At 53.1% G+C, this 21,039-nt stretch carries 18 protein-coding genes; 10 read left to right on the top strand and 8 right to left on the bottom strand.

What is annotated here, in order from left to right:
* Positions 1–68: 68 nt before the first annotated feature.
* The 8 genes from DXXMK7_RS11435 to rluE form a co-directional block, all read right to left on the bottom strand.
* Complete coding sequence (locus tag DXXMK7_RS11435) at positions 69–1,190, bottom strand: cupin domain-containing protein (protein WP_038919193.1); 1,122 nt, start codon at positions 1,188–1,190, stop codon at positions 69–71.
* A gap of 165 nt (positions 1,191–1,355) precedes the next feature.
* Positions 1,356–2,846 carry a two-component system sensor histidine kinase PhoQ gene (gene phoQ / locus DXXMK7_RS11430; protein ID WP_049842450.1) on the bottom strand — a complete coding sequence of 497 codons (1,491 nt, stop codon included), beginning with the start codon at positions 2,844–2,846 and terminating at the stop codon, positions 1,356–1,358.
* Between the two features lie 14 nt (positions 2,847–2,860).
* A complete protein-coding gene (gene phoP, locus DXXMK7_RS11425) occupies positions 2,861–3,529 on the bottom strand; it encodes a two-component system response regulator PhoP (protein WP_038920986.1) in 669 nt (222 codons plus the stop codon).
* A 269-nt stretch (positions 3,530–3,798) separates the two neighbouring features.
* Positions 3,799–5,166, bottom strand: coding sequence for an adenylosuccinate lyase (gene purB / locus DXXMK7_RS11420; protein WP_038919191.1), 1,368 nt, complete (start codon positions 5,164–5,166; stop codon positions 3,799–3,801).
* A gap of 188 nt (positions 5,167–5,354) precedes the next feature.
* Positions 5,355–5,987 carry a high frequency lysogenization protein HflD gene (gene hflD / locus DXXMK7_RS11415; protein WP_038919190.1) on the bottom strand — a complete coding sequence of 211 codons (633 nt, stop codon included), beginning with the start codon at positions 5,985–5,987 and terminating at the stop codon, positions 5,355–5,357.
* 390 nt (positions 5,988–6,377) lie between these two features.
* A complete protein-coding gene (gene mnmA / locus DXXMK7_RS11410; RefSeq protein ID WP_038919189.1) occupies positions 6,378–7,490 on the bottom strand; it encodes a tRNA 2-thiouridine(34) synthase MnmA in 1,113 nt (370 codons plus the stop codon).
* Positions 7,491–7,665: 175 nt separating this feature from the next.
* Complete coding sequence (locus tag DXXMK7_RS11405; protein WP_038919188.1) at positions 7,666–8,124, bottom strand: NUDIX hydrolase; 459 nt, start codon at positions 8,122–8,124, stop codon at positions 7,666–7,668.
* Positions 8,117–8,743, bottom strand: coding sequence for a 23S rRNA pseudouridine(2457) synthase RluE (gene rluE, locus DXXMK7_RS11400; protein WP_038919187.1), 627 nt, complete (start codon positions 8,741–8,743; stop codon positions 8,117–8,119). Before rluE ends, DXXMK7_RS11405 begins: the two co-directional genes overlap by 8 nt.
* Before the next feature lie 131 nt (positions 8,744–8,874).
* Between rluE and icd the strand changes: the two genes are divergently transcribed.
* From icd to rplT, 10 genes are all read left to right on the top strand, one after another.
* Positions 8,875–10,128 carry an NADP-dependent isocitrate dehydrogenase gene (gene icd / locus DXXMK7_RS11395; protein ID WP_038919185.1) on the top strand — a complete coding sequence of 418 codons (1,254 nt, stop codon included), beginning with the start codon at positions 8,875–8,877 and terminating at the stop codon, positions 10,126–10,128.
* 821 nt (positions 10,129–10,949) lie between these two features.
* Positions 10,950–13,121, top strand: a complete 2,172-nt coding sequence (locus DXXMK7_RS11390; RefSeq protein ID WP_038919184.1) for an EAL domain-containing protein — start codon at positions 10,950–10,952, stop codon at positions 13,119–13,121.
* 465 nt (positions 13,122–13,586) lie between these two features.
* A complete protein-coding gene (gene htpX / locus DXXMK7_RS11385) occupies positions 13,587–14,471 on the top strand; it encodes a protease HtpX (protein WP_038919183.1) in 885 nt (294 codons plus the stop codon).
* 282 nt (positions 14,472–14,753) lie between these two features.
* Positions 14,754–15,920 carry an oligogalacturonate lyase gene (gene ogl / locus DXXMK7_RS11380; protein ID WP_038919182.1) on the top strand — a complete coding sequence of 389 codons (1,167 nt, stop codon included), beginning with the start codon at positions 14,754–14,756 and terminating at the stop codon, positions 15,918–15,920.
* A 211-nt stretch (positions 15,921–16,131) separates the two neighbouring features.
* The gene (gene kdgR, locus DXXMK7_RS11375; RefSeq protein ID WP_038658296.1) at positions 16,132–16,923 is read left to right on the top strand and encodes a DNA-binding transcriptional regulator KdgR; all 792 of its coding nucleotides are present in this window, start codon (positions 16,132–16,134) and stop codon (positions 16,921–16,923) included.
* 168 nt (positions 16,924–17,091) lie between these two features.
* Entirely contained in the window at positions 17,092–17,388 is a 297-nt protein-coding gene (locus tag DXXMK7_RS11370; RefSeq protein WP_038919181.1) for a YebO family protein, read from the top strand.
* 347 nt (positions 17,389–17,735) lie between these two features.
* Entirely contained in the window at positions 17,736–19,664 is a 1,929-nt protein-coding gene (thrS, locus tag DXXMK7_RS11365) for a threonine--tRNA ligase (protein ID WP_038919180.1), read from the top strand.
* Between the two features lie 3 nt (positions 19,665–19,667).
* Entirely contained in the window at positions 19,668–20,210 is a 543-nt protein-coding gene (infC, locus tag DXXMK7_RS21900) for a translation initiation factor IF-3 (RefSeq protein ID WP_071605205.1), read from the top strand.
* Positions 20,211–20,306: 96 nt separating this feature from the next.
* Positions 20,307–20,504, top strand: a complete 198-nt coding sequence (rpmI, locus tag DXXMK7_RS11355; protein WP_012769670.1) for a 50S ribosomal protein L35 — start codon at positions 20,307–20,309, stop codon at positions 20,502–20,504.
* 43 nt (positions 20,505–20,547) lie between these two features.
* Entirely contained in the window at positions 20,548–20,904 is a 357-nt protein-coding gene (rplT, locus tag DXXMK7_RS11350) for a 50S ribosomal protein L20 (RefSeq protein WP_012769671.1), read from the top strand.
* Positions 20,905–21,039: the final 135 nt, after the last annotated feature.

Genomic DNA, 21,039 nt, shown 5'->3' with positions numbered 1-21,039 from the left:
GGGCTTTGGGCAAAAAAAGAGACGCCGAATGGCGTCTCTTGCGTTTCTGATGACCGGGAAACCGATAATCAGTCGACAAAATACCAGTAGCCGCTGTTGACCAGCGCGGTCAACTGAGCAAGGAACGAGGGATCGTCCAGCGCGTCGCCAAGGCGTTCGGCATTCAGCACGTCATAGTGCGCCAGCGCGGCAATTGCCTGCGACTGGCGGCTGTCCAGATGCTCGCCGTTTACGAAGCAGTCCTCGCCGATACGCACAACCCGCAGCCCGCCAAGACGGCGCAATGCCTCGCCCTGTTGTAGCAGATCGTACATCTCGCCCGGCTGATAAGGCGGCTCTGGCGGCGCCAGGTCCAATTCATGACGCGACTGAGAGACAAATTCGCCGAACCACTGGCGGAAAGCGTCTTTATGCTGCACCAGATCCAGCATCATGTGCTGCAGTTTATCCAGCTCCTGCGGCAGTATGTCCGCCGGATGCGCGCGCGAAGGGATATCCGGGTCGCTGTAGCGCTGGCCGCCCAGTTCACGAGACAGCACATAGTCGGCGAAACCGCTGACCAGTTCACGGGAGCTGGGCGCGCGGAAGCCTACCGAGTAGTTGAGCGAGTTTTCCAGCGAATAGCCTTCATGCGGGAAACTGGGCGGAATATAGAGAATATCGCCGGGTTCCAGTTCCTCATCAATAATGGCGTCGAACGGGTCGACTTGCAGCAGGTCAGGATGCGGGCAGTGCTGCTTCATCGGCACTTTGTCGCCCACGCGCCAGCGGCGGCGGCCGGTACCCTGAATGATAAACACGTCGTACTGGTCAAGATGCGGACCAACGCCGCCGCCCGGCACCGAGAAGGAAATCATCAGGTCGTCAATGCGCCAGTCAGGCAACTGACGGAAAGGGCGCATCAGCGCGGCGGAAGGTTCATGCCAGTGATCGACCGCCTGCACCAGCAGAGACCAGTTGCTTTCTCCCAGGTGGTCGTAGCTTTCGAACGGACCGTGGCTAACATCCCAGCGGCCGTCCTGATGGCTGACCAGCCGGCTGTCCACCTCGTTTTCCATAGCAAGCCCGGCTAATTCGTCGGGGGTAATTGGATCGATGAAATGGCGGAAACCACCTTTGATGATTACCGGTTTTTTTTGCCAGTGGTGGGCCAGAAAATCCTGCCAGTCGAGATTAAGTTGGTAGTCCATAACGCATTTCCAGTAACAGGGAGCTGTCGGCGATTATAACGAAGTCGCCGCGATGGTGTCCCGTCCTTAATTCACGGGCGAGACGGAGGGTTAAAAAATCCTGAACCGTGTCGACCGGCAGACGGTGGTTTTCCCTGTATTGTAGACGGTTAATGCCAGACGGTGTCAGTTCTCATTCTGACCAAGATGCTGACGGCCGAAAATGGCTTCCACCTTGGCGCCGCCGAGCGCGCTGGCGCCGATCAGAATTTCCCCTTGATACTGATCGATGATTTCCGCCGCGACCGCCAGCCCGATGCCCTGACCGGGGCGCAATGTGTCCGCCCGTTGTCCGCGCTGGAAAATCACTTCCCGTTTGCTGTCGGGAATGCCGGGGCCGTCGTCCTCAATCACCAGATGCAGTTTTTGACCGGAATAGCGAGCGCTGATTTCCACGAACTCCAGACAGTATTTACAGGCGTTGTCGAGGATGTTGCCCATCACCTCCATAAAATCGTTTTTCTCGCCAATGAAGGTCAGTTCCGGAGCGATGTCCATCGTCAGCACCACGCCTTTACGCTGGTACACTTTGTTCAGCGCAGAGCAGAGCGCGTCCAACTGCGCCGGAACGGAGTGCACTTCCCGCGTGATGGCCAGATGTTCCGTTCGCACGCTGGCGCGGTGCAGGTAATAGCCGATTTGCTGCGAGATACGGCTGATTTGCGTCAGCATGATCGGTTCGGCCTGCTCGATGGTCAATTCTTTACCGGTACGCAACGAACGCAGCGTGGTTTGCAGCACGGCCAGCGGCGTTTTCAGGCTGTGGGTCAGGTCGGTGAGGGTAGTGCGGTATTTGTGATAGCGCTGGCGCTCATTACTCAGCAACGTATTCAGGTTGCGTACCAGACTGTTCAGTTCCCGCGGCGGATTTTCGTCCAGATGCTCGCGGGAGCCGTGCTCCAGCTCGCTGATCTGATGCACCAGATGTTTGATCGGCCGCAGGCTCCAGTGCGCCGCCAGCCACAGCAGCGGCAATACCAGCACCAGATGGGCGATAAACACGTAGCGGAACCACTCCCAGACTACGTCCGCCTGTTGCAGTTCCTGCGGCACCCGGTCCACCACCACAATCACCATTTTGGGCAGGCGTTCGGACGCCGGGTAAACATTAACGGCGATAGAATGGGTAAACGGCGTTTTGTCTTCTGAACTGTAGGCGTGCAGTTTGTCCAGCATCTGCGGGTTGCTGCCCTGCAATACCGCATTACTGGTGTTGGTGTCGGCGTCCAGCTCGTGATAGTCGGTTTTTTCCAGCCATTCCGATTTGATCTGGGATTCCAGCTCCGGGACGGCGCGCTCCCGCCACAGCAGTTTGCCGTGCTTATCGTAGATAAACACCAGCGTCGGGTAATTGATGTCGATTTCAGGCGGCGTGGCGATAGTCAGTTGATTGTCGTGCCATTGCGCCAGGCTGTAGAACAGGTTGCTTTCGCCGCGCAGCAGGCGGAATGAGGTTTTGTCGAAACTGACGCTGTATCCCACCACGGCGACGATGCCGTAGGAGAGCGTCAGCGCCAGCACCACCGCGGCGGTGGCGATCAGAAAGCGAAAACGCAGCGAAAAAGGAGATTTTTTCAATATGCCATCCAAAATAATATGCCATCCAAAATAAAACATACCGTCCAGAATGATTAGATATCGAAGCGGTAACCCTGCCCGCGAACGGTAGTGATGACATCGTGGGAATTGGCGGACTGCAATTTTTTGCGCAATCGGCCCATCAGCACGTCAATGGTATGGCTTTCCCGCAATTCGGCGTCCGGGTACAACTGCAGCATCAGCGACTCCTTGCTGACCACCTTGCCATTATTGCGGATCAGGGTTTCGATGATGGTGTATTCAAACGCCGTCAGCTTCACCGAGTCGCCATTCACCAGTAATTCCCGCCGCGACAGGTCCACCTCAAAAGGCGGCAGGCTGATGATTTGAGAAGCCAGGCCGCTGTTGCGACGCATCAGCGCCTGCATGCGCGCCACCACTTCCTCGATGTGAAACGGCTTCGTGACGTAATCGTCGGCGCCGGCTTCCAGCACCGCTACTTTTTCCTGCCAGCTTTCCCGTGCGGTAAGCACCAGAATCGGCAATTTGATCTGATGCGCGCGCCAGCGGCGGATCAAACTGGTGCCGTCTTCTACCGGCAGGCCCAGGTCGATAATGGCGATGTCCGGCGCATGTTCCTGAAGGAAATAATCCGCTTCTTTCGCGTCCGCGGCCGCGTCAACCTGATGCCCCATTTCATTCAACTGGACATTGAGGTGATGGCGTAACAGAACATTATCTTCAACGACAAGAATGCGCATGACGTTTTCCTCGGTCATTTTCCTGATGGGATCTATCCAAACTTAGTGAACTATCAACGTGTTGTACAGACCTTGCAGCCTGCGCCCGCACGTTTACCGCAATCCGGGATAGTCATAGGTAGAAATACGCCATTGTCGGCGGTACGTCAGCATTATCCACAGTCGTTATCAACTGAGGCTAAACAGTGAGGCAGGAAATAAGCGTCTCTCCCAATAGGGTTGGGATAGACGCTAAGCCGGGCGGCGGGATAATGCCGCCCGGAGCAGGGTCAGAGTTCGTCGACCAGTTTCACGGCGCGGCCGATGTAATTGGCCGGGGTCAGCGCTTTGAGCCGCGTTTTTTCGTCGTCCGGCAGCGCCAGACCGTCGATAAAGGCTTTCATGCCTTCGGCGTCCACGCGCTTGCCGCGAGTCAGTTCTTTGAGTTTCTCGTATGGTTTCTCAATGCCGTAACGGCGCATCACCGTCTGGATCGGCTCGGCCAGCACTTCCCAGTTATGATCCAGCTCGTCCAGCAGGCGATCGCGGTTGACTTCCAGCTTGCTGATGCCTTTCAGGGACGCCTGATAGGCGATGACCGCATAACCTACGCCGACGCCGAGGTTACGCAGCACCGTGGAGTCGGTCAGGTCGCGCTGCCAGCGCGATACCGGCAGTTTGCTGGCAAGGTGGCTCATTACCGCATTAGCCAGACCCAGGTTGCCTTCGGAGTTTTCGAAATCGATCGGGTTGACTTTGTGCGGCATGGTTGACGAACCGATTTCACCCGCGATGGTTTTCTGTTTGAAATGGTTGAGGGCAATGTAGCCCCACACATCGCGGTCGAAGTCGATCAGAATGGTGTTGAAACGGGCGACGCAGTCGAACAGTTCGGCAATGTAGTCGTGAGGCTCAATCTGCGTGGTGTAGGGGTTCCACTGGATGCCCAGCGAGGTGACGAAACTTTCGCTGAACTGGTGCCAGTCGACTGCCGGGTAGGCCACCATATGGGCGTTATAGTTCCCCACGGCGCCGTTGATTTTGCCCAGGATTTCCACCTGCTGCAGTTGACGGAACTGGCGTTCCATACGGTAGGCGACGTTGGCGAATTCTTTACCGATGGTGGACGGCGTGGCCGGCTGGCCGTGGGTACGGGACAGCAACGGAATGTCGCGATACTGCAGCGCCAGCTGTTTGATGGCGTCAATGATGTTGCGCCAGAACGGCAACAGCACATCGCGACGGGCGGTGTCCAGCATCAGGGCGTGGGACAGGTTGTTGATATCCTCGGAGGTGCAGGCGAAATGGATAAATTCGCTCACGGCGTGCAGCGCCGGAACCGCCGCCACTTTTTCCTTCAGGAAATACTCCACCGCTTTGACGTCGTGGTTAGTGGTACGCTCGATGGTTTTGATGCGCGCGGCGTCTTCTTCGCTGAATTCGGCGACAATTTTGTCAAGGAAAGCGTTTGCGTCAGCGTCAAATGCAGGAACTTCCCTGATTTCTGCACAGGCCGCCAGTTTTTGCAGCCAACGTACTTCAACCTGCACACGGAATTTCAGCAGACCGTATTCGCTGAAAATAGTGCGCAACATGCTGACTTTATCGCCATAGCGTCCATCAATGGGGGAAACGGCGGTCAGTGAGGATAATTCCATCGCAAGCAACTCCTGGGATTGTTTTCAAATAAAGAACATCGTTTGTCGTCATCCTATCGCATGACGAATAGCATTTCATGACGAATGGTATTTCATGGCGAATAGTATTTCATAGTAGACAGTATCTCATGGCGGCGGCTGAACCGGAATAAGCGGCCGCCGTCAATGAGCAGATGCATTGGTTCGGGTCAGTCCTGGCAGCGGGCCAGGATCTCCTGCGCATGGCGCACCAGCTTGCTGCGGGAGAACATCAATTGCAGCCGGCTGCCGCCCACCTGTTGCCAGAGCACGGCGGCGCGGATCCCGGCCAGCAGCGCCGCCCGAACCTTCGCCTGAATCTGTGGGTTCCGCAGCACTTCCTGCGCGCCGGTCACCTGGATGCGCGGGCCGAGTTTGCTGATCACGTCCACGTAAACGCCTGCCAGCACATTAATGAAGGTGTCCGACAGCAGATCGTAGTGCTCCAGTTGTCGGTCCAACTGGCTGATGCGGCTGCCCAGTTCGTCCATCGCTTCGCGGTTATTGTGCAGGCGGCGTTCCAGCACCATCAAACTGAAGGTATAGCGCGACAGTTCCGCGCCCAGCCCTTCGCGTGATGAATTGAGAATGCCCAGCAGGGTTTCCAGCCCGGTTTTTAGATTACGTTCCGTGTTGCCAAAAACATCCAGCGTGTTGGGCGGGTTAATGTTCATGATGCTTTTCAGCGACGCTTTTAGCGCGTCCATATTACAACTGCCCTGGTGTGCCAATTGCTGCACCAAATGAGCAGACTGGCAGATTCCTGCCATTGCCAGCGTAATGTCATGATAGTTTTTAGCCACAATTGCTCCTGTCAACATCATCTGGCCGGCGTGCGAGTCCGGAATACCTGTACTATCTGTGTTTCCGACTCGGCTGTGTTTCCGGTTCGATCCAGAGGAAAAGTAAACGCCGGCGAACATGCCCTGGCTTTTTCACTCACACAGCCTAAAAGGGCGGTGATCATGCCATAAAAATCAGCATGAACCCAGCCTGAACCCGGTAAAACCTTGTTCAGGCTGAAAATCGTCAGACTCGATCGTCCGGCAATTCAAGTTTAGTGTCATGAAAACGGAAAAGGTGCCCGAGCCGCGTTTTATTTGACGCAGCGCACTGGTGTGATTGGTTTCTTGTGGGGATGTCAGAAATGCCAGAGGAACCGATGCGGTTCCTCTGACTGATGCGACGACCGATTATTGTGCCGCGCGCAGACGTTCTTCAATGATGCCGCCGCCAAGGCAGACTTCGCCCAGATAAAATACGGCGGACTGACCCGGCGTGACCGCGGCCACCGGCTCGTCAAAACGGACGTCGATGCGGTCCGCGTCGATCGGCGTTAAAAGGCAGGGAATATCGGCCTGACGATAGCGGGTTTTTACCATGCAACGCAGCGGTTGAGTCAGCGGTTCACGATCGACCCAGTGCAGTTGCTGAGCTATCAGGCCGACGGACATCAGGCGCGGGTGTTCATGACCCTGAGCGACATACAGCACGTTGCTGGCGACATCTTTGTCGACCACATACCACGGATCGTCGCCGCCTTCTTTAACGCCGCCAATGCCAAGACCTTTGCGCTGACCCAGCGTGTGGTACATCAGCCCCTGGTGTTCGCCCATCACCTTACCGTCGTCGACGGACAGAATCGGACCGGGCTGTGCGGGCAGGTAGCGCGCCAGAAAGTCGCGGAATTTGCGCTCGCCGATGAAACAGATGCCGGTGGAGTCTTTTTTCCGGGCGGTGGCCAGATCCAGCTGCTCCGCGATTTTGCGTACCTGCGGTTTTTCCAGCTCGCCGACCGGGAACAGGCTCTGCGCCAGTTGCTGGTGGCTCAGGGTGTAAAGGAAATAACTCTGGTCTTTATTGCCGTCCAGACCGCGCAGCAGGCGGCTTTTACCATCCACATCCTTACGGCGCACGTAATGGCCGGTGGCGATGTAATCCGCCCCCAAATCCTCGGCGGCAAACTCCAGGAAGGCTTTGAACTTGATTTCCTTGTTGCACAAAATATCGGGATTGGGAGTGCGCCCGGCGCGGTATTCCGCCAGAAAGTGCTCAAAAACGTTGTCCCAATATTCGGCGGCGAAATTGACGGTGTGCAGTTCAATGCCCAGTTTGTCGCAGACAGCCTGCGCATCGGCCAAATCAGTGGCGGCGGAGCAATACTCCGTATCGTCATCTTCTTCCCAGTTCTTCATGAACAGGCCTTCTACCCGATACCCCTGCTGTTGCAGCAGGTAGGCGGATACCGATGAGTCAACACCGCCGGACATACCGACAATGACTTTTTTCTGGCTGTTATCTGACATGGCAGTCTCGCGAACTCTTAATAAAGCGTCTTAATTCTTAATGATGTAAAGCGTTAAGGCGAAAAACAGGCGTAATACTATAACACACTCGCCCTGCGGAAGCACGGCCGATGCCTGCGCAGGGATAGGCTGTTCCGGTACGCCGCATGCCGTACCGGACGTGGTTTTCCCAACGTTATGCCGGGTCAGGAAACGGCCAGTTGAAGGCTTCCAGTATACTTAGCGGGTAGCGCTGGCCGCGCTGATAGCATGTCAGGCTGGCGGCCACGAGGGGGGAGCGCAGGCAGTCGGCCTTGAGAATGTCTTCCGGCTTCAGCCAGTGGCAGCAGGCGATATCGCTATCGTGCGGAGTGGTGGGCAGCCGTTCGGGCAGGTCGATGGTGAAACTAAAACGCAGAAAGGGCGTTTTGTCCGGCGCGATCCACTGGTGTAGTTGCAGGAAGCTTTGCGGCGTGGCGTGAATGCCGGTTTCCTCAAACAGTTCTCGCTGCGCCGCCTGAATCAGGGTTTCGTCCGCCTCCAGATGGCCGGCAGGCTGGTTCCACAGACGCCGGTGGTTAATTTCTTCCTCAACAACCAGAAAATAGCCTTCCGCCTGTACGACACAGGCCACGGTCACATGCGGTTTAAACATGGTCGATCTCCCTCCATTCGCCGGGGTGTAATCCATCAAGCGTTTGATTCGCCATACTGTAGCGAATCAAACGCAGCGTTGGGTAGCCGATATGCGCCGTCATACGCCTTACCTGGCGGTTACGCCCTTCGTACAACGTGATTTTCAGCCAGCTAACCGGAATATTTTTACGTTCGCGGATCGGCGGCTGGCGCGGCCACAACCAGGACGGCTCTTCCACCTGTTCAGCACCGGCGGGTAGGGTCGGGCCGTCACTCAGTATCAGGCCGGAGCGAAACGCGTGCAAAGCCTCTTCGTCGGGAACGCCTTCTACCTGGGCGTAATAGATTTTGGGCGTTTTCTTGCCGGGCTGGGTAAGGCGCGCCTGCAGTTTGCCGTCGTTGGTCAGTATCATCAGGCCTTCGCTATCCCGATCCAGTCGCCCGGCGGAATAAACGTCGCGAAAGGGGACATAGTCCTTCAGCGTGGCGCGGCCGCCCTCGTCGGTAAACTGGGAAAGCACATCGAAAGGCTTATTGAACAACACGATGCGCGTTTTCGTTACGGCGGTGGATTCATTTTTTGCCGGTCGAGAGCTGAATCGTTTAAGTCGGTGATTTTTAACAGGGAATTTATTCATCTTATTACTGGCTGTGGATGGCAAAACCATTATACTCGAAATGGTTTGTGATTGGCTCAGGCTAAATATTCAAGTAGTATTGACACGCATCTTACAAGTCATTAACAAAATGGCGCTCGAAGGAGAGGTTAATGGAAAGTAAAGTAGTTGTACCGGCAGAAGGGCAGAAAATCACGGTTGACGCCCAGGGTAAACTGGTCGTGCCGGCTAATCCGATCATTCCGTTTATCGAAGGCGACGGTATCGGTGTCGATGTTACGCCAGCCATGATTAACGTAGTCGATGCCGCGGTGAACAAAGCTTACCAGGGCAAGCGCAAAATTTCCTGGATGGAAATTTACACCGGTGAGAAATCCACTCAGGTGTATGGTCAAGATGTTTGGTTGCCGGATGAAACGCTGGATCTGATCCGCGAATACCGTGTAGCCATTAAAGGGCCGCTGACCACGCCGGTAGGCGGCGGTATCCGTTCTTTGAACGTGGCGCTGCGCCAGCAACTGGATCTGTACGTTTGTCTGCGTCCGGTTCGTTATTACGAAGGCACGCCAAGCCCGGTTAAACAGCCCGAACTGACCGACATGGTCATTTTCCGCGAAAACGCCGAAGACATTTATGCCGGTATCGAGTGGAAAGCCGGTACGCCGGAAGCGGACAAAGTCATCAAGTTCCTGCAAGACGAAATGGGCGTGAAGAAAATCCGTTTCCCGCAACAGTGCGGTATCGGTGTGAAGCCTTGCTCTGAAGAAGGGACTAAACGTCTGGTTCGTGCCGCGATCGAATACGCCATCACCAATGATCGCGATTCCGTGACGCTGGTGCACAAAGGCAACATCATGAAGTTCACCGAAGGCGCGTTCAAAGACTGGGGTTACCAGTTGGCTCGCGAAGAGTTCGGCGGTGAGCTGATTGATGGCGGGCCGTGGGTAAAAATCAAGAACCCGAAAACCGGCAAGGACATCATCGTTAAAGATGTGATCGCCGACGCCTTCCTGCAGCAGATTCTGCTGCGTCCGGCAGAGTACGATGTCATCGCCTGTATGAACCTGAACGGCGACTATATTTCCGATGCGCTGGCGGCGCAGGTAGGCGGGATCGGCATCGCGCCGGGCGCCAACATCGGTGATGAATGCGCACTGTTCGAAGCCACTCACGGCACGGCGCCGAAGTACGCCGGCCAGGATAAAGTGAACCCGGGTTCCGTGATCCTGTCTGCTGAAATGATGCTGCGTCACCTGCAGTGGTTTGAAGCGGCTGACCTGATCGTGAAAGGTATGGAAGGCGCGATCAAGAACAAGACCGTCACCTATGACTTTGAGCGACTGATGGAAGGCGCTACGCTGCGTAAATGTAGCGAGTTTGCCCAGGACATCATCAGCAATATGTAATCGACGATTACATCGAACCTCACGGCGGCGCTGGCCTCCGTGAGGTTTTTTTCTGGGTGAGGTTGCTTTCCGGCGATGTTTGCCGTTTTTCTGACGTACTATTCCGCACTAATTGTGAGTCTTTGGGCTTGCCGTTCCGCATTTTTGTACTATTACTTTACTTTCTCTTCTCTTTTTTAGCGCATTTTCTTCGTGCGAACCGTCGATCTCGTCCGGAATAAAGCGAGTGAACCCACAGCAGCCTGTTTTTCCTGTTCATTTCCGCATCGGGTCAGAATGAGATTGGCATCGGATATAACGCCGGTAGGTATAATTGTTATTTCGGTTTTACGCGCCAATTTTCTTAAAGAGAAAGTCTTTTATCGGCATTTAACCGATCAGAGAAAACGTATCCGCTGATCTGCCAGTTATGATAAGCCGTAAATAAGAACATTTTTATAGTGATAAGTTATCAACTTTACGTTGACGATTGGGAATAACGATCTATTAAGATAATTAACCACTTGCGTTGTCCTCTATTTTTTATAGGAACCGAGGAATCTTAGAAAATCTTGACGGCAGGTCTTCCTCCTTGTCTGCATTTTGCTATTCTGTTGACGCTGCCCGCTAATTTGCATGAAAGAGGCGAACCCTGGTGTGGGGAAGAAACCGAGCAAAGAGGGATAGTAGCCAGTTATCGTTTTAAATTTAATCGAAAGAGATCGATGGATTTTATTCATCGATGATTTTTTTGCGTGAAAAGTTACGGTAAGCACCGTCGCGACAACAGGCTACAATTTTTTCTGAAAGAAAAAACAATGGATAATGTGAGGGGAACCCCCATGAGTCGAGCCCCAGCAAATAAAGATGAAAAAAGCCGACTTGAGGCATTGAGAGAGTACGGCATCAGTAAACCACTGTCTGATCCTGGTTTTGACAATTTGATCAATTTGGCGGCTAACGTTTTCAATGTCCCTATCGTATTGATTTCGCTGATAGAGGAAGAACGACAATTGTTTGCCGCCAGCGTCGGCATGTCGGTGTGCGAAACGTCAAGAGACGAATCATTCTGTGCGCATGCGATTCTCAAAAAACGGATCATGGTGATCCCCGATACGCGCAAGGATCCCCGCTTCCAGGATAATCCATTGGTAACCGGTGAGCCGCACATCCGTTTTTACGCTGGTATCCCATTGCGGACGCCGAGCGGCTTTCCCATCGGCGTGTTATGCATTATTGATAACAAGCCCCGATCTTCTCTCAGCGCCCGCGATGCGCATAATTTGCAGGATTTTGCCGCGCTGGTGATGGACAAATTGGAGATGCGGCGGCTGGATCTGGCGCGTCGCGCTAGTCAGGCTCGTTTTGAGAGCATCGCCGAGTCCTCGCCGGATGCCATTCTCTGCGTCAACGACAGAGGCACGATCACCTTCTGGAACGAGTCGGCAGAAAAAATGCTGGAGTACAGCCGTGAGCAGATTGTCGGCGAACACATCAGCATCATCGTGCCGGATATGTTCGTGGTGCAGTTGCATCATCTGGCGACGGACAAAACCGCGATATTCAAAGGTAGCTCGATCGAGCTGGAAACGCGCGCATTGCCCGGCACCCTGATTCCAACCGAGCTAACGGTGTCGATGTGGCATGACAACCATCAGACGCGTTACGGCATCATTCTGCGCGATATCACTGAAAGGCAACGTTACGAAGAGCGGTTGTTCCTGCAGGCGCACCGCGATCCGCTGACCGGGCTGGCCAACCGCACGTTACTGACGTCCACGCTGGAGCAGGTGCTGAAAAACGGTGAGCCAACCGCCATCATGATCATTGATCTGGATGGCTTTAAGGATATCAACGACAGTCTTGGTCATGCCAGCGGCGATGAGATTCTGTCCAGTGTCGCCAAACGATTACAGGATAACGTGCGTTCCGGCGACCTGGTGGCCCGTATGGGGGGCGATGAGTTCGCGATTCTGTTGCCGAAGCAGAATGACGAGGCGCAGGTGGCAACGCTGGCGGAAAAAATCATTTATGATATTTCGCAAGCTGTGCCGGTTGATGACAAACAAATCAACACCAGCGCCAGCATCGGGCTGGTCATGTATCCGGCGCATGGCACAACCGTGCAGGATCTGCTCACCAGCGCCGATCTGGCGTTATACCAGGCGAAGGCGGACGGGCGTAACTGCTACCGCTTCTTTACCCGTGAGCTGAGAGAAGTATTTCAGGCTCGGCATGCTTTCCAGCTGGAATTTATCCGGGCGTATGAACAGGAAGAGTTCGAGGTGTTTTATCAGCCGCAGGTCAGCCTGGTTAACAGTAAGGTTGTGGGCGCTGAGGCGTTGCTGCGCTGGCGTCATCCTTATAAAGGGCTGCTGGGGCCGGCGGCGTTTATGTCCGCGCTGGAGCGAGGCCCTTGGGCTGAGCGTATTGGCGACTGGGTCGTGCGGTCCGCCTGCCAGCAGGCATCTGACTGGTGCCGGTCTGGCGCGGGGAATTTCCGTATCAGCATCAACCTGTTCGCGGCCCAGTTCCGTTCCGGCATGCTGGCGCAGAAAATCAAGGAAGTCCTGACGCAAACGGGTCTTAAACCTGGCGCGCTGGAGCTGGAAATCACGGAGAACATCATATTGCGGCACGATGAGAATATGATGAAACCTCTCAATGAACTGCGTAATAGCGGCGTCGGCATCGCTTTTGACGACTATGGTACAGGTTATGCGTCACTCAGCATGTTGAAGCATTACCCGGTCACGCGGCTTAAGATCGATCAAACCTTTGTGCGCGCTATGTGTGAGTCGGCGCCGGATGCGGCGATTGTCCGCGCGATTCTCTATCTGGGAAAAAGCTTCGGTCTGGATGTAATCGCTGAAGGTGTGGAAACACAGGAGCAATGTGAAAGATTGCTCAACAAAGGGTGTGAGCAGGCGCAGGGCTACCTGTTTGGCCGGCCGATGCCGGCAGATGAGTTCGAAAAACTGTTGGGTTTAGAGGATGCGCCGTTGGCCCATTGATATTGCAGTGATGTAACTGGCATCTGTTAAGTAGCGAAGATGCGCATGGATGCCACGATATTTTTGAATAATTCGTGTGAAACGCGGTAAAGCAGGTCCGGTTGCATCGCTTTTGAGCATACGGCCTGTGCCATCGGTCAGGCTGCTTAATGTTTTTCGCCGGCTCGGGATAAATATTACGCAAATTATATTTTATTACATCTCAACCTGCGGATATGTCAGGCCCTTTCATGGTATCCAACATAATCACATCAGATTTCCTGCTGTTGACTGTCGTTGCAAACAGTCCGCTATGCATGGATGACATTCTTTATTTTTCCCGAATCTTCCATCAATAAAAATGTAAAGTTATGTTAATTTGGTAACATAAAGGTTATGGATGCTTGAAAATGACGGCGCAACCCATACGATGTGGTTGTTGCAAACACTTTTGTTGCTTTTGCTGAAAGAGGAAATCTGAATCATATGATGCGTATTGCGCTTTTCCTGCTCACCAACCTGGCGGTGATGGTGGTATTCGGACTGGTGCTTAGTCTGACGGGCGTTCAGCACAACAGCATGGCGGGCTTGATTATCATGGCCGGCGTGTTCGGCTTCGGCGGGTCGATTATTTCACTGCTGATGTCTAAGTGGATGGCGTTGCGCTCCGTTGGCGGTGAGGTGATTGAACAACCGCGTGATGAAACCGAGCGCTGGCTGCTGGACACGGTGCGCGCCCAGTCTCAGCAGGTGGGGATCGCCATGCCGCAGGTCGCTATCTACCATGCGCCTGATATTAATGCGTTCGCGACGGGCGCTCGCCGCGACAGTTCGCTGGTTGCGGTCAGCACGGGGCTGTTGCAGAACATGAGCCGTGATGAAGCCGAAGCGGTTATCGCTCACGAAATCAGCCACATCGCTAACGGCGACATGGTCACGATGACGCTGGTGCAGGGTGTGGTGAATACCTTTGTGATCTTTATTTCCCGCATCATTGCGCAAATCGTTACCAGTTTTCTTTCCGGCAATCGTGACGACGGCGAAGAGAGCAGCAACGGCAACCCGTTGGTTTACATGGCGGTTTCCATGGTGTTGGAACTGGTGTTCGGTATTCTGGCCAGCATCATTACCATGTGGTTCTCTCGTTACCGTGAGTTTCATGCCGATGCCGGTTCAGCGAAACTGGTCGGGCGTGAGAAGATGATTGCTGCATTGCAGCGACTGAAAACCAGTTATGAGCCGCAGGAAGCGGGTAGCATGATGGCATTCTGCATCAATGGCAAATCCAGGTCCCTTAGCGAGCTGTTCATGTCGCACCCGCCGTTGGACAAACGTATCGAAGCGCTGCGTGCAGGCGAGTACCTCAAATAATCGCTGGTTCTATTCGCAAAGGCCCCTCGGGGCCTTTGTTTTTTCTGGCGTTCGGTCAGGTTCTTCATTGCCGCATCTGGATCAATATCGGGCAAAATAATCTTGCGTCAGCGCAAACAGTCAGTGAAAAGTGAAAGAATGTTTTATAAAATAAAACCACGATCACGGAAAAATGAAACATTGTTTCTACAATATCGGTATAACAAGGCGATTGGCCGGGATGACGGGTAATCTTTCACCTGGCTGCGTCGATTTTTCACGATAAGTGCTAAGGATTTACGGATGGCCAAAGGTAAAAAGCTTTCTTTTTCGTTCCATACCTACCAGGATTCAGTCACCGGCACCGAAGTGGTGCGTCTCACTCCTCCCGATGTTATCTGCCACCGCAACTACTTCTATCAGAAGTGTTTTTCCAATGATGGCAGCAAGCTGCTGTTTGGTGGCGCCTTTGACGGGCCGTGGAACTACTATTTGCTGGATCTGAAAACCCAGCAGGCAACGCAGTTGACCGAAGGCACCGGCGACAATACGTTCGGCGGTTTCCTGTCTCCAGATGATGATGCGCTGTATTATGTAAAGAACGTTCGTAATCTGATGCGCGTTGACCTGAAGACACTGGAAGAAACCAATATTTATCAGGTGCCGGACGATTGGGTCGGCTACGGTACCTGGGTTGCCAATTCCGATTGCACCAAAATGGTCGGCATCGAGATTAAGAAAGAGGATTGGAAACCGCTGACCGACTGGAAAAAATTCCAGGAATTCTACTTTACCAACCCATGCTGCCGTTTGATTCGTATCGATCTGAAAACCGGCGAAGCCACCACCATCCTGCAGGAAAACCAATGGCTGGGTCATCCCATTTATCGTCCGGGCGACGATAATACGGTGGCGTTCTGCCATGAAGGCCCGCATGACCTGGTTGATGCGCGTATGTGGTTCATCAATGAAGACGGCACCAATATGCGTAAGGTGAAAGAACATGCGGCGGGTGAAAGTTGCACCCACGAGTTCTGGGTGCCGAATGGTTCTGCGCTGGCTTATGTTTCCTATCTGAAAGGCAGCACCAACCGCTTCATTTGCAGTGTCGATCCGGTAACGCTGGAAAACCGTCAGTTGACTGAAATGCCGCCGTGTTCTCACCTGATGAGCAACTACGATGGCACGCTGATGGTGGGAGATGGGTGTAATGCGCCGGTGGATGTGAAAGATGACGGTGGCTACAAAATTGAAAACGATCCGTTCTTGTATGTGTTCAATATGAAGACCGGGAAACATTTCCAGGTCGCGCAACACAACACCTCGTGGGAAGTGCTGGAGGGCGACCGTCAGGTAACGCATCCGCACCCGTCCTTCACACCGGATGACAAACATATTCTGTTTACGTCTGATGTCGATGGCAAGCCGGCATTATACCTGGCAAAAGTGCCTGATTCGGTCTGGCAATAACAGCACCTGCAACCGTGCCCGCCAAGGGCGCGGTTTTTTTCGCTTTTACAATAAGATTATTAATCCGGCAGCGCCATTATAATGGACAATATTTAATCATACTGTCAGTTATAGTAATGCCTGATTGCCATATTCAAAGCGTTCCCTTTATACTAAAACAAGTGTTCTATTTTTTTTAAAACAAAAAATACTGAGTAGGGTAACCACAAAAATGGCTATTGCAGATTTAGATAAACAACCCGATTCCGTGTCATCTGTCTTAAAGGTTTTTGGTATTTTGCAGGCGTTGGGCGAAGAGCGTGAGATTGGCATTACTGAACTTTCACAGCGCGTGATGATGTCTAAAAGTACTGTTTATCGTTTCCTGCAGACGATGAAATCTCTGGGATATGTTGCCCAGGAAGGTGAATCAGAGAAATACTCGCTGACGCTGAAATTGTTCGAGCTGGGCGCTAAAGCGCTGCAGAACGTTGATCTGATCCGCAGTGCGGATATTCAGATGCGTGAATTGTCGGCATTAACGCGTGAAACCATCCACCTCGGCGCGTTGGATGAAGACAGCATTGTCTACATCCATAAAATCGATTCCATGTACAACCTGCGCATGTATTCCCGCATCGGCCGTCGGAATCCGCTGCACAGCACGGCGATTGGCAAGGTGTTGCTGGCCTGGCGCGACCGTGAAGAGGTTAAAGAAATTCTGTCTCAGGTGGAATTCAAGCGTAGCACTGTGCGCACCATCGGTAGTACGGAAGAATTGTTGCCTCAGCTTGATCTGGTGCGTCAACAGGGATACGGCGAAGACAACGAAGAGCAGGAAGAAGGGTTGCGTTGTATCGCGGTTCCGGTATTTGATCGCTTTGGCGTGGTAATTGCCGGCCTGAGTATCTCTTTCCCGACTATTCGTTTCTCGGAAGAGAATAAACATGAGTATGTCGCCATGTTGCATACAGCAGCACGCAACATCTCAGATCAAATGGGATATCACGATTATCCGTTCTGACACCGAAAGGTGTGAGGCCAATTTGACCATCAGCCTGTCCCGGTGACAGGCTTTTTTATGGGCGAAAGTCGGTATTCCAGATAATGAATCTCGGCATGACTGTCGAATTGTCTGTCGGCACAGTGCTAGAATGCGCGGCTGAGTCAGGTTACGTAACAGGTTTTAGACATGAGTAGTTTTGCTTCAGACATGCTGGAAGTGGTTTTTGTCGCGCTGATTGTGCTACTGGTGATTTTGGTCTGGTTCTTTATCAACCGGGCCAGTGTGCGGGCCAATGAACAGATCAGGCTGTTGCATGAAATTGTCGAGCAGCAGAAACAGCAAATCGCGCTGTTGCAATCGCTGTCGCCAGTGCCGGCACAGGAGGTAGCGGTAGAGCCTGCTCCCGAGCAGCCGGTTTCCTTACCGGAAATTAAGGAAAGCGAGATTGATCCGCTGTTTAAGGACATGATTCCGGAGCGTTGATTCTCCGCCCTCCGGCATATTGCCGGGGGTATCAACAAGGCCCCGCTGTAATGACGGGTCTTTGCCCGTATCTCAATGACGTCAATCCGTATTTCTGCCGCCTGTTTTGACCGGATGGGTGGCATCCCCAGGAGCATGGTGCTACTCTACGCCGTCGGGTTAAGGCATTGGCGCGTTATCCCGTTGAAGTGTCACGCCGTGACCATTGCCATGCCACCTGACGACAGGGCGGAACTGATTTAACAATTGTGGGTTAAATCCTTTTCCACCGACCACCTAAATCAAACGCAAATATCTTTTGCACGTGAGCTTTCGTGTGGCTCACCACTGCAAATAAGGGAATTTACATGCCTGTTATTACGCTTCCTGACGGCAGTCAGCGTCATTATGACCATGCCGTTTCTCCTCTTGATGTCGCACTGGATATCGGCCCGGGTCTGGCGAAAGCCTGCGTTGCCGGCCGGGTCAATGGTGAGCTGGTTGACGCCGTCGATTTGATTGAGTCCGACGTACAGCTGTCCATCATCACGGCCAAAGATGAAGAGGGGATGGAAATTATTCGCCATTCCTGCGCGCACTTGCTGGGTCATGCCATCAAGCAGCTGTGGCCGGACACCAAAATGGCGATTGGCCCGGTGATCGACAACGGTTTCTATTATGACGTTGATCTGGACCGCACCCTGACTCAGGAAGATCTGGACCTGCTTGAAAAGCGGATGCATGAACTGGCGGGCAAAGATTACGACGTTATCAAGAAAAAAGTCAGTTGGCAGGAAGCGCGTGATACATTTGTAGCGCGTGGCGAAAGCTACAAAGTGGCGATTCTGGATGAAAACATCAGTCATGATGACCGTCCGGGGTTATACCACCACGAAGAATATATCGATATGTGCCGTGGGCCGCACGTACCGAACATGCGTTTCTGCCATCATTTCAAACTGCAGAAAACGTCCGGCGCTTACTGGCGCGGCGACAGCAAGAATAAAATGCTGCAGCGCATTTATGGCACCGCCTGGGCAGACAAGAAACAGCTGAGCGCTTATCTGCAACGCCTTGAAGAAGCCGCCAAGCGCGACCACCGTAAAATCGGTAAACAGCTGGACCTGTATCACATGCAGGAAGAAGCGCCGGGCATGGTGTTCTGGCATAACGATGGCTGGACGATTTTCCGCGAGCTGGAAGCCTTTGTGCGCATGAAGCTCAAAGAGTACCAATATCAGGAAGTAAAAGGTCCGTTCATGATGGACCGTGTGCTGTGGGAAAAAACCGGCCATTGGGAAAACTACAAAGAGGCCATGTTCACGACGTCGTCTGAAAACCGTGAATACTGCATCAAACCGATGAACTGCCCGGGCCACGTGCAGATCTTCAATCAGGGTCTGAAATCCTACCGCGACCTGCCGCTGCGTATGGCGGAATTCGGCAGTTGCCATCGTAACGAGCCGTCAGGCTCCCTGCATGGCTTGATGCGCGTGCGCGGCTTTACGCAGGATGATGCCCACATCTTCTGTACCGAAGAACAGGTGCGCGATGAAGTAAATAGCTGCATCAAGATGGTGTACGACATGTACAGCACCTTCGGTTTTGAAAAAATCGTGGTGAAACTGTCAACGCGTCCTGAAAAACGTATCGGCAGCGATGACATGTGGGATCGCGCGGAAGAAGATCTGGCGGCTGCACTGACTGAAAACGGCATTCCGTTTGACTATCAGCCGGGCGAGGGCGCGTTTTACGGTCCGAAAATCGAGTTCACCCTGCATGACTGCCTGGATCGCGCCTGGCAGTGCGGTACGGTGCAGCTTGACTTCTCGCTGCCGGGGCGTCTGAGCGCATCTTATGTCGGCGAAAACAACGAACGTCAGGTACCGGTGATGATTCACCGTGCGATACTGGGGTCGATGGAGCGCTTTATCGGGATTCTGACCGAAGAATTCGCGGGCTTCTTCCCAACCTGGCTGGCGCCGGTACAGGTCGTGGTGATGAATATCACTGATACACAGTCTGATTATGTCAGCGAATTGACAAGAAAATTGCAAGATGCGGGAATTCGCGTTAAAGCAGACTTGAGAAATGAGAAGATAGGCTTTAAAATCCGCGAGCACACTTTACGGCGTGTTCCCTATATGCTTGTTTGTGGCGACAAAGAGGTGGAGGCAGGCAAAGTGGCTGTCCGTACCCGCCGCGGCAAGGACCTGGGAAGCATGGACGTCAGTGAAGTAATCACGAAGCTGCAGGAAGAGATTCGCAGCCGTAGTCTTCATCAGTTGGAGGAATAAGGTATTAAAGGCGGAAAACGAGTTCAACCGGCGCGTCCTAATCGCATCAACAGAGAAATTCGCGCACAAGAGGTACGTCTGACAGGCGTTGATGGCGAACAGCTCGGTATTGTCAGCCTGAATGAAGCGTTAGAGAAAGCTGAGGAAGCAGGAGTTGATTTAGTTGAAATCAGCCCGAACGCCGAGCCGCCGGTTTGCCGAATCATGGATTACGGCAAGTTCCTCTATGAGAAGAGTAAGGCCACTAAAGAACAGAAGAAGAAGCAAAAAGTTATTCAGGTTAAGGAAATCAAATTCCGACCTGGTACCGATGATGGCGACTATCAGGTCAAACTACGCAACCTGGTTCGCTTTCTGGAAGATGGTGACAAAGCTAAAATCACGCTGCGTTTCCGCGGCCGTGAAATGGCGCACCAGCAGATCGGCATCGAAATGCTTAACCGCATTCGTGACGACCTGAGTGAATTGTCTGTCGTCGAGTCGTTCCCGAGTAAGATCGAAGGGCGTCAGATGATTATGGTGCTGGCACCGAAGAAGAAACAGTAAGGCACTCAAGTAACACGTTCCGCGCTGCCTTCGTGTGGCGCGGTTTTTGTTCGCCTTATCTGATTCATTGTTTAACAATGCGAAGTGGAAATAACAATGCCAAAGATTAAAACTGTACGTGGCGCCGCTAAACGCTTCAAAAAAACCGCCAGCGGTGGTTTCAAGCGTAAGCATGCTAACCTGCGTCATATTCTGACCAAAAAAGCGACTAAACGTAAACGTCATCTGCGTCCGAAAGCTATGGTCTCCAAAGGAGATCTGGGCCTGGTTGCAGCATGTCTGCCTTACGCATAAGTAACCTTTTTTTAATTCAGAATAAGACTTTAGGAGAGAGCATATGGCTCGCGTAAAACGTGGTGTGGTTGCTCGCGCACGTCACAAGAAGATCCTGAAACAAGCGAAAGGTTACTACGGTGCCCGTTCGCGCGTTTATCGTGTTGCCTTCCAGGCAGTAATCAAAGCTGGTCAGTACGCTTACCGTGACCGTCGTCAGCGTAAGCGTCAGTTCCGTCAGCTGTGGATTGCACGTATCAATGCAGCAGCCCGCCAGAATGGCTTGTCTTACAGCAAATTCATCAATGGCCTGAAAAAAGCCTCTGTTGAAATTGACCGTAAGATTCTGGCTGACATCGCCGTATTCGACAAAGTGGCGTTCAGCGCACTGGTTGAAAAAGCGAAATCAGCTCTGGCGTAAGTCAGTGAAAGAGGGAGCTTGTCTCCCTCTTTTCGTCTTTGACGCCGGTTGGAAGCTGACAACCCCCGCAATTGCCGACGAAAAACTTTCAGAAAGAGTGAAATTGGTATATTGTCAACGGGTTAGACAATAATT

The organism is Dickeya sp. MK7, from assembly GCF_000406305.1.
GTDB lineage: Bacteria > Pseudomonadota > Gammaproteobacteria > Enterobacterales > Enterobacteriaceae > Dickeya > Dickeya fangzhongdai.
This window is presented reverse-complemented; position numbering and strand designations above follow the sequence as displayed.

Excerpts from the sequence above, each read along its gene's own strand:
- DXXMK7_RS11435 (WP_038919193.1), bottom strand. The coding sequence starts at position 1,190 with ATGGACTACCAACTTAATCTCGACTGGCAGGATTTTCTGGCCCACCAC.
- phoQ (WP_049842450.1), bottom strand. The coding sequence starts at position 2,846 with ATGTTTTATTTTGGATGGCATATTATTTTGGATGGCATATTGAAAAAA.
- phoP (WP_038920986.1), bottom strand. The coding sequence starts at position 3,529 with ATGCGCATTCTTGTCGTTGAAGATAATGTTCTGTTACGCCATCACCTC.
- purB (WP_038919191.1), bottom strand. The coding sequence starts at position 5,166 with ATGGAATTATCCTCACTGACCGCCGTTTCCCCCATTGATGGACGCTAT.
- mnmA (WP_038919189.1), bottom strand. The coding sequence starts at position 7,490 with ATGTCAGATAACAGCCAGAAAAAAGTCATTGTCGGTATGTCCGGCGGT.
- DXXMK7_RS11405 (WP_038919188.1), bottom strand. The coding sequence starts at position 8,124 with ATGTTTAAACCGCATGTGACCGTGGCCTGTGTCGTACAGGCGGAAGGC.
- rluE (WP_038919187.1), bottom strand. The coding sequence starts at position 8,743 with ATGAATAAATTCCCTGTTAAAAATCACCGACTTAAACGATTCAGCTCT.
- icd (WP_038919185.1), top strand. The coding sequence starts at position 8,875 with ATGGAAAGTAAAGTAGTTGTACCGGCAGAAGGGCAGAAAATCACGGTT.
- DXXMK7_RS11390 (WP_038919184.1), top strand. The coding sequence starts at position 10,950 with ATGAGTCGAGCCCCAGCAAATAAAGATGAAAAAAGCCGACTTGAGGCA.
- htpX (WP_038919183.1), top strand. The coding sequence starts at position 13,587 with ATGATGCGTATTGCGCTTTTCCTGCTCACCAACCTGGCGGTGATGGTG.
- ogl (WP_038919182.1), top strand. The coding sequence starts at position 14,754 with ATGGCCAAAGGTAAAAAGCTTTCTTTTTCGTTCCATACCTACCAGGAT.
- kdgR (WP_038658296.1), top strand. The coding sequence starts at position 16,132 with ATGGCTATTGCAGATTTAGATAAACAACCCGATTCCGTGTCATCTGTC.
- DXXMK7_RS11370 (WP_038919181.1), top strand. The coding sequence starts at position 17,092 with ATGAGTAGTTTTGCTTCAGACATGCTGGAAGTGGTTTTTGTCGCGCTG.
- thrS (WP_038919180.1), top strand. The coding sequence starts at position 17,736 with ATGCCTGTTATTACGCTTCCTGACGGCAGTCAGCGTCATTATGACCAT.
- rpmI (WP_012769670.1), top strand. The coding sequence starts at position 20,307 with ATGCCAAAGATTAAAACTGTACGTGGCGCCGCTAAACGCTTCAAAAAA.
- rplT (WP_012769671.1), top strand. The coding sequence starts at position 20,548 with ATGGCTCGCGTAAAACGTGGTGTGGTTGCTCGCGCACGTCACAAGAAG.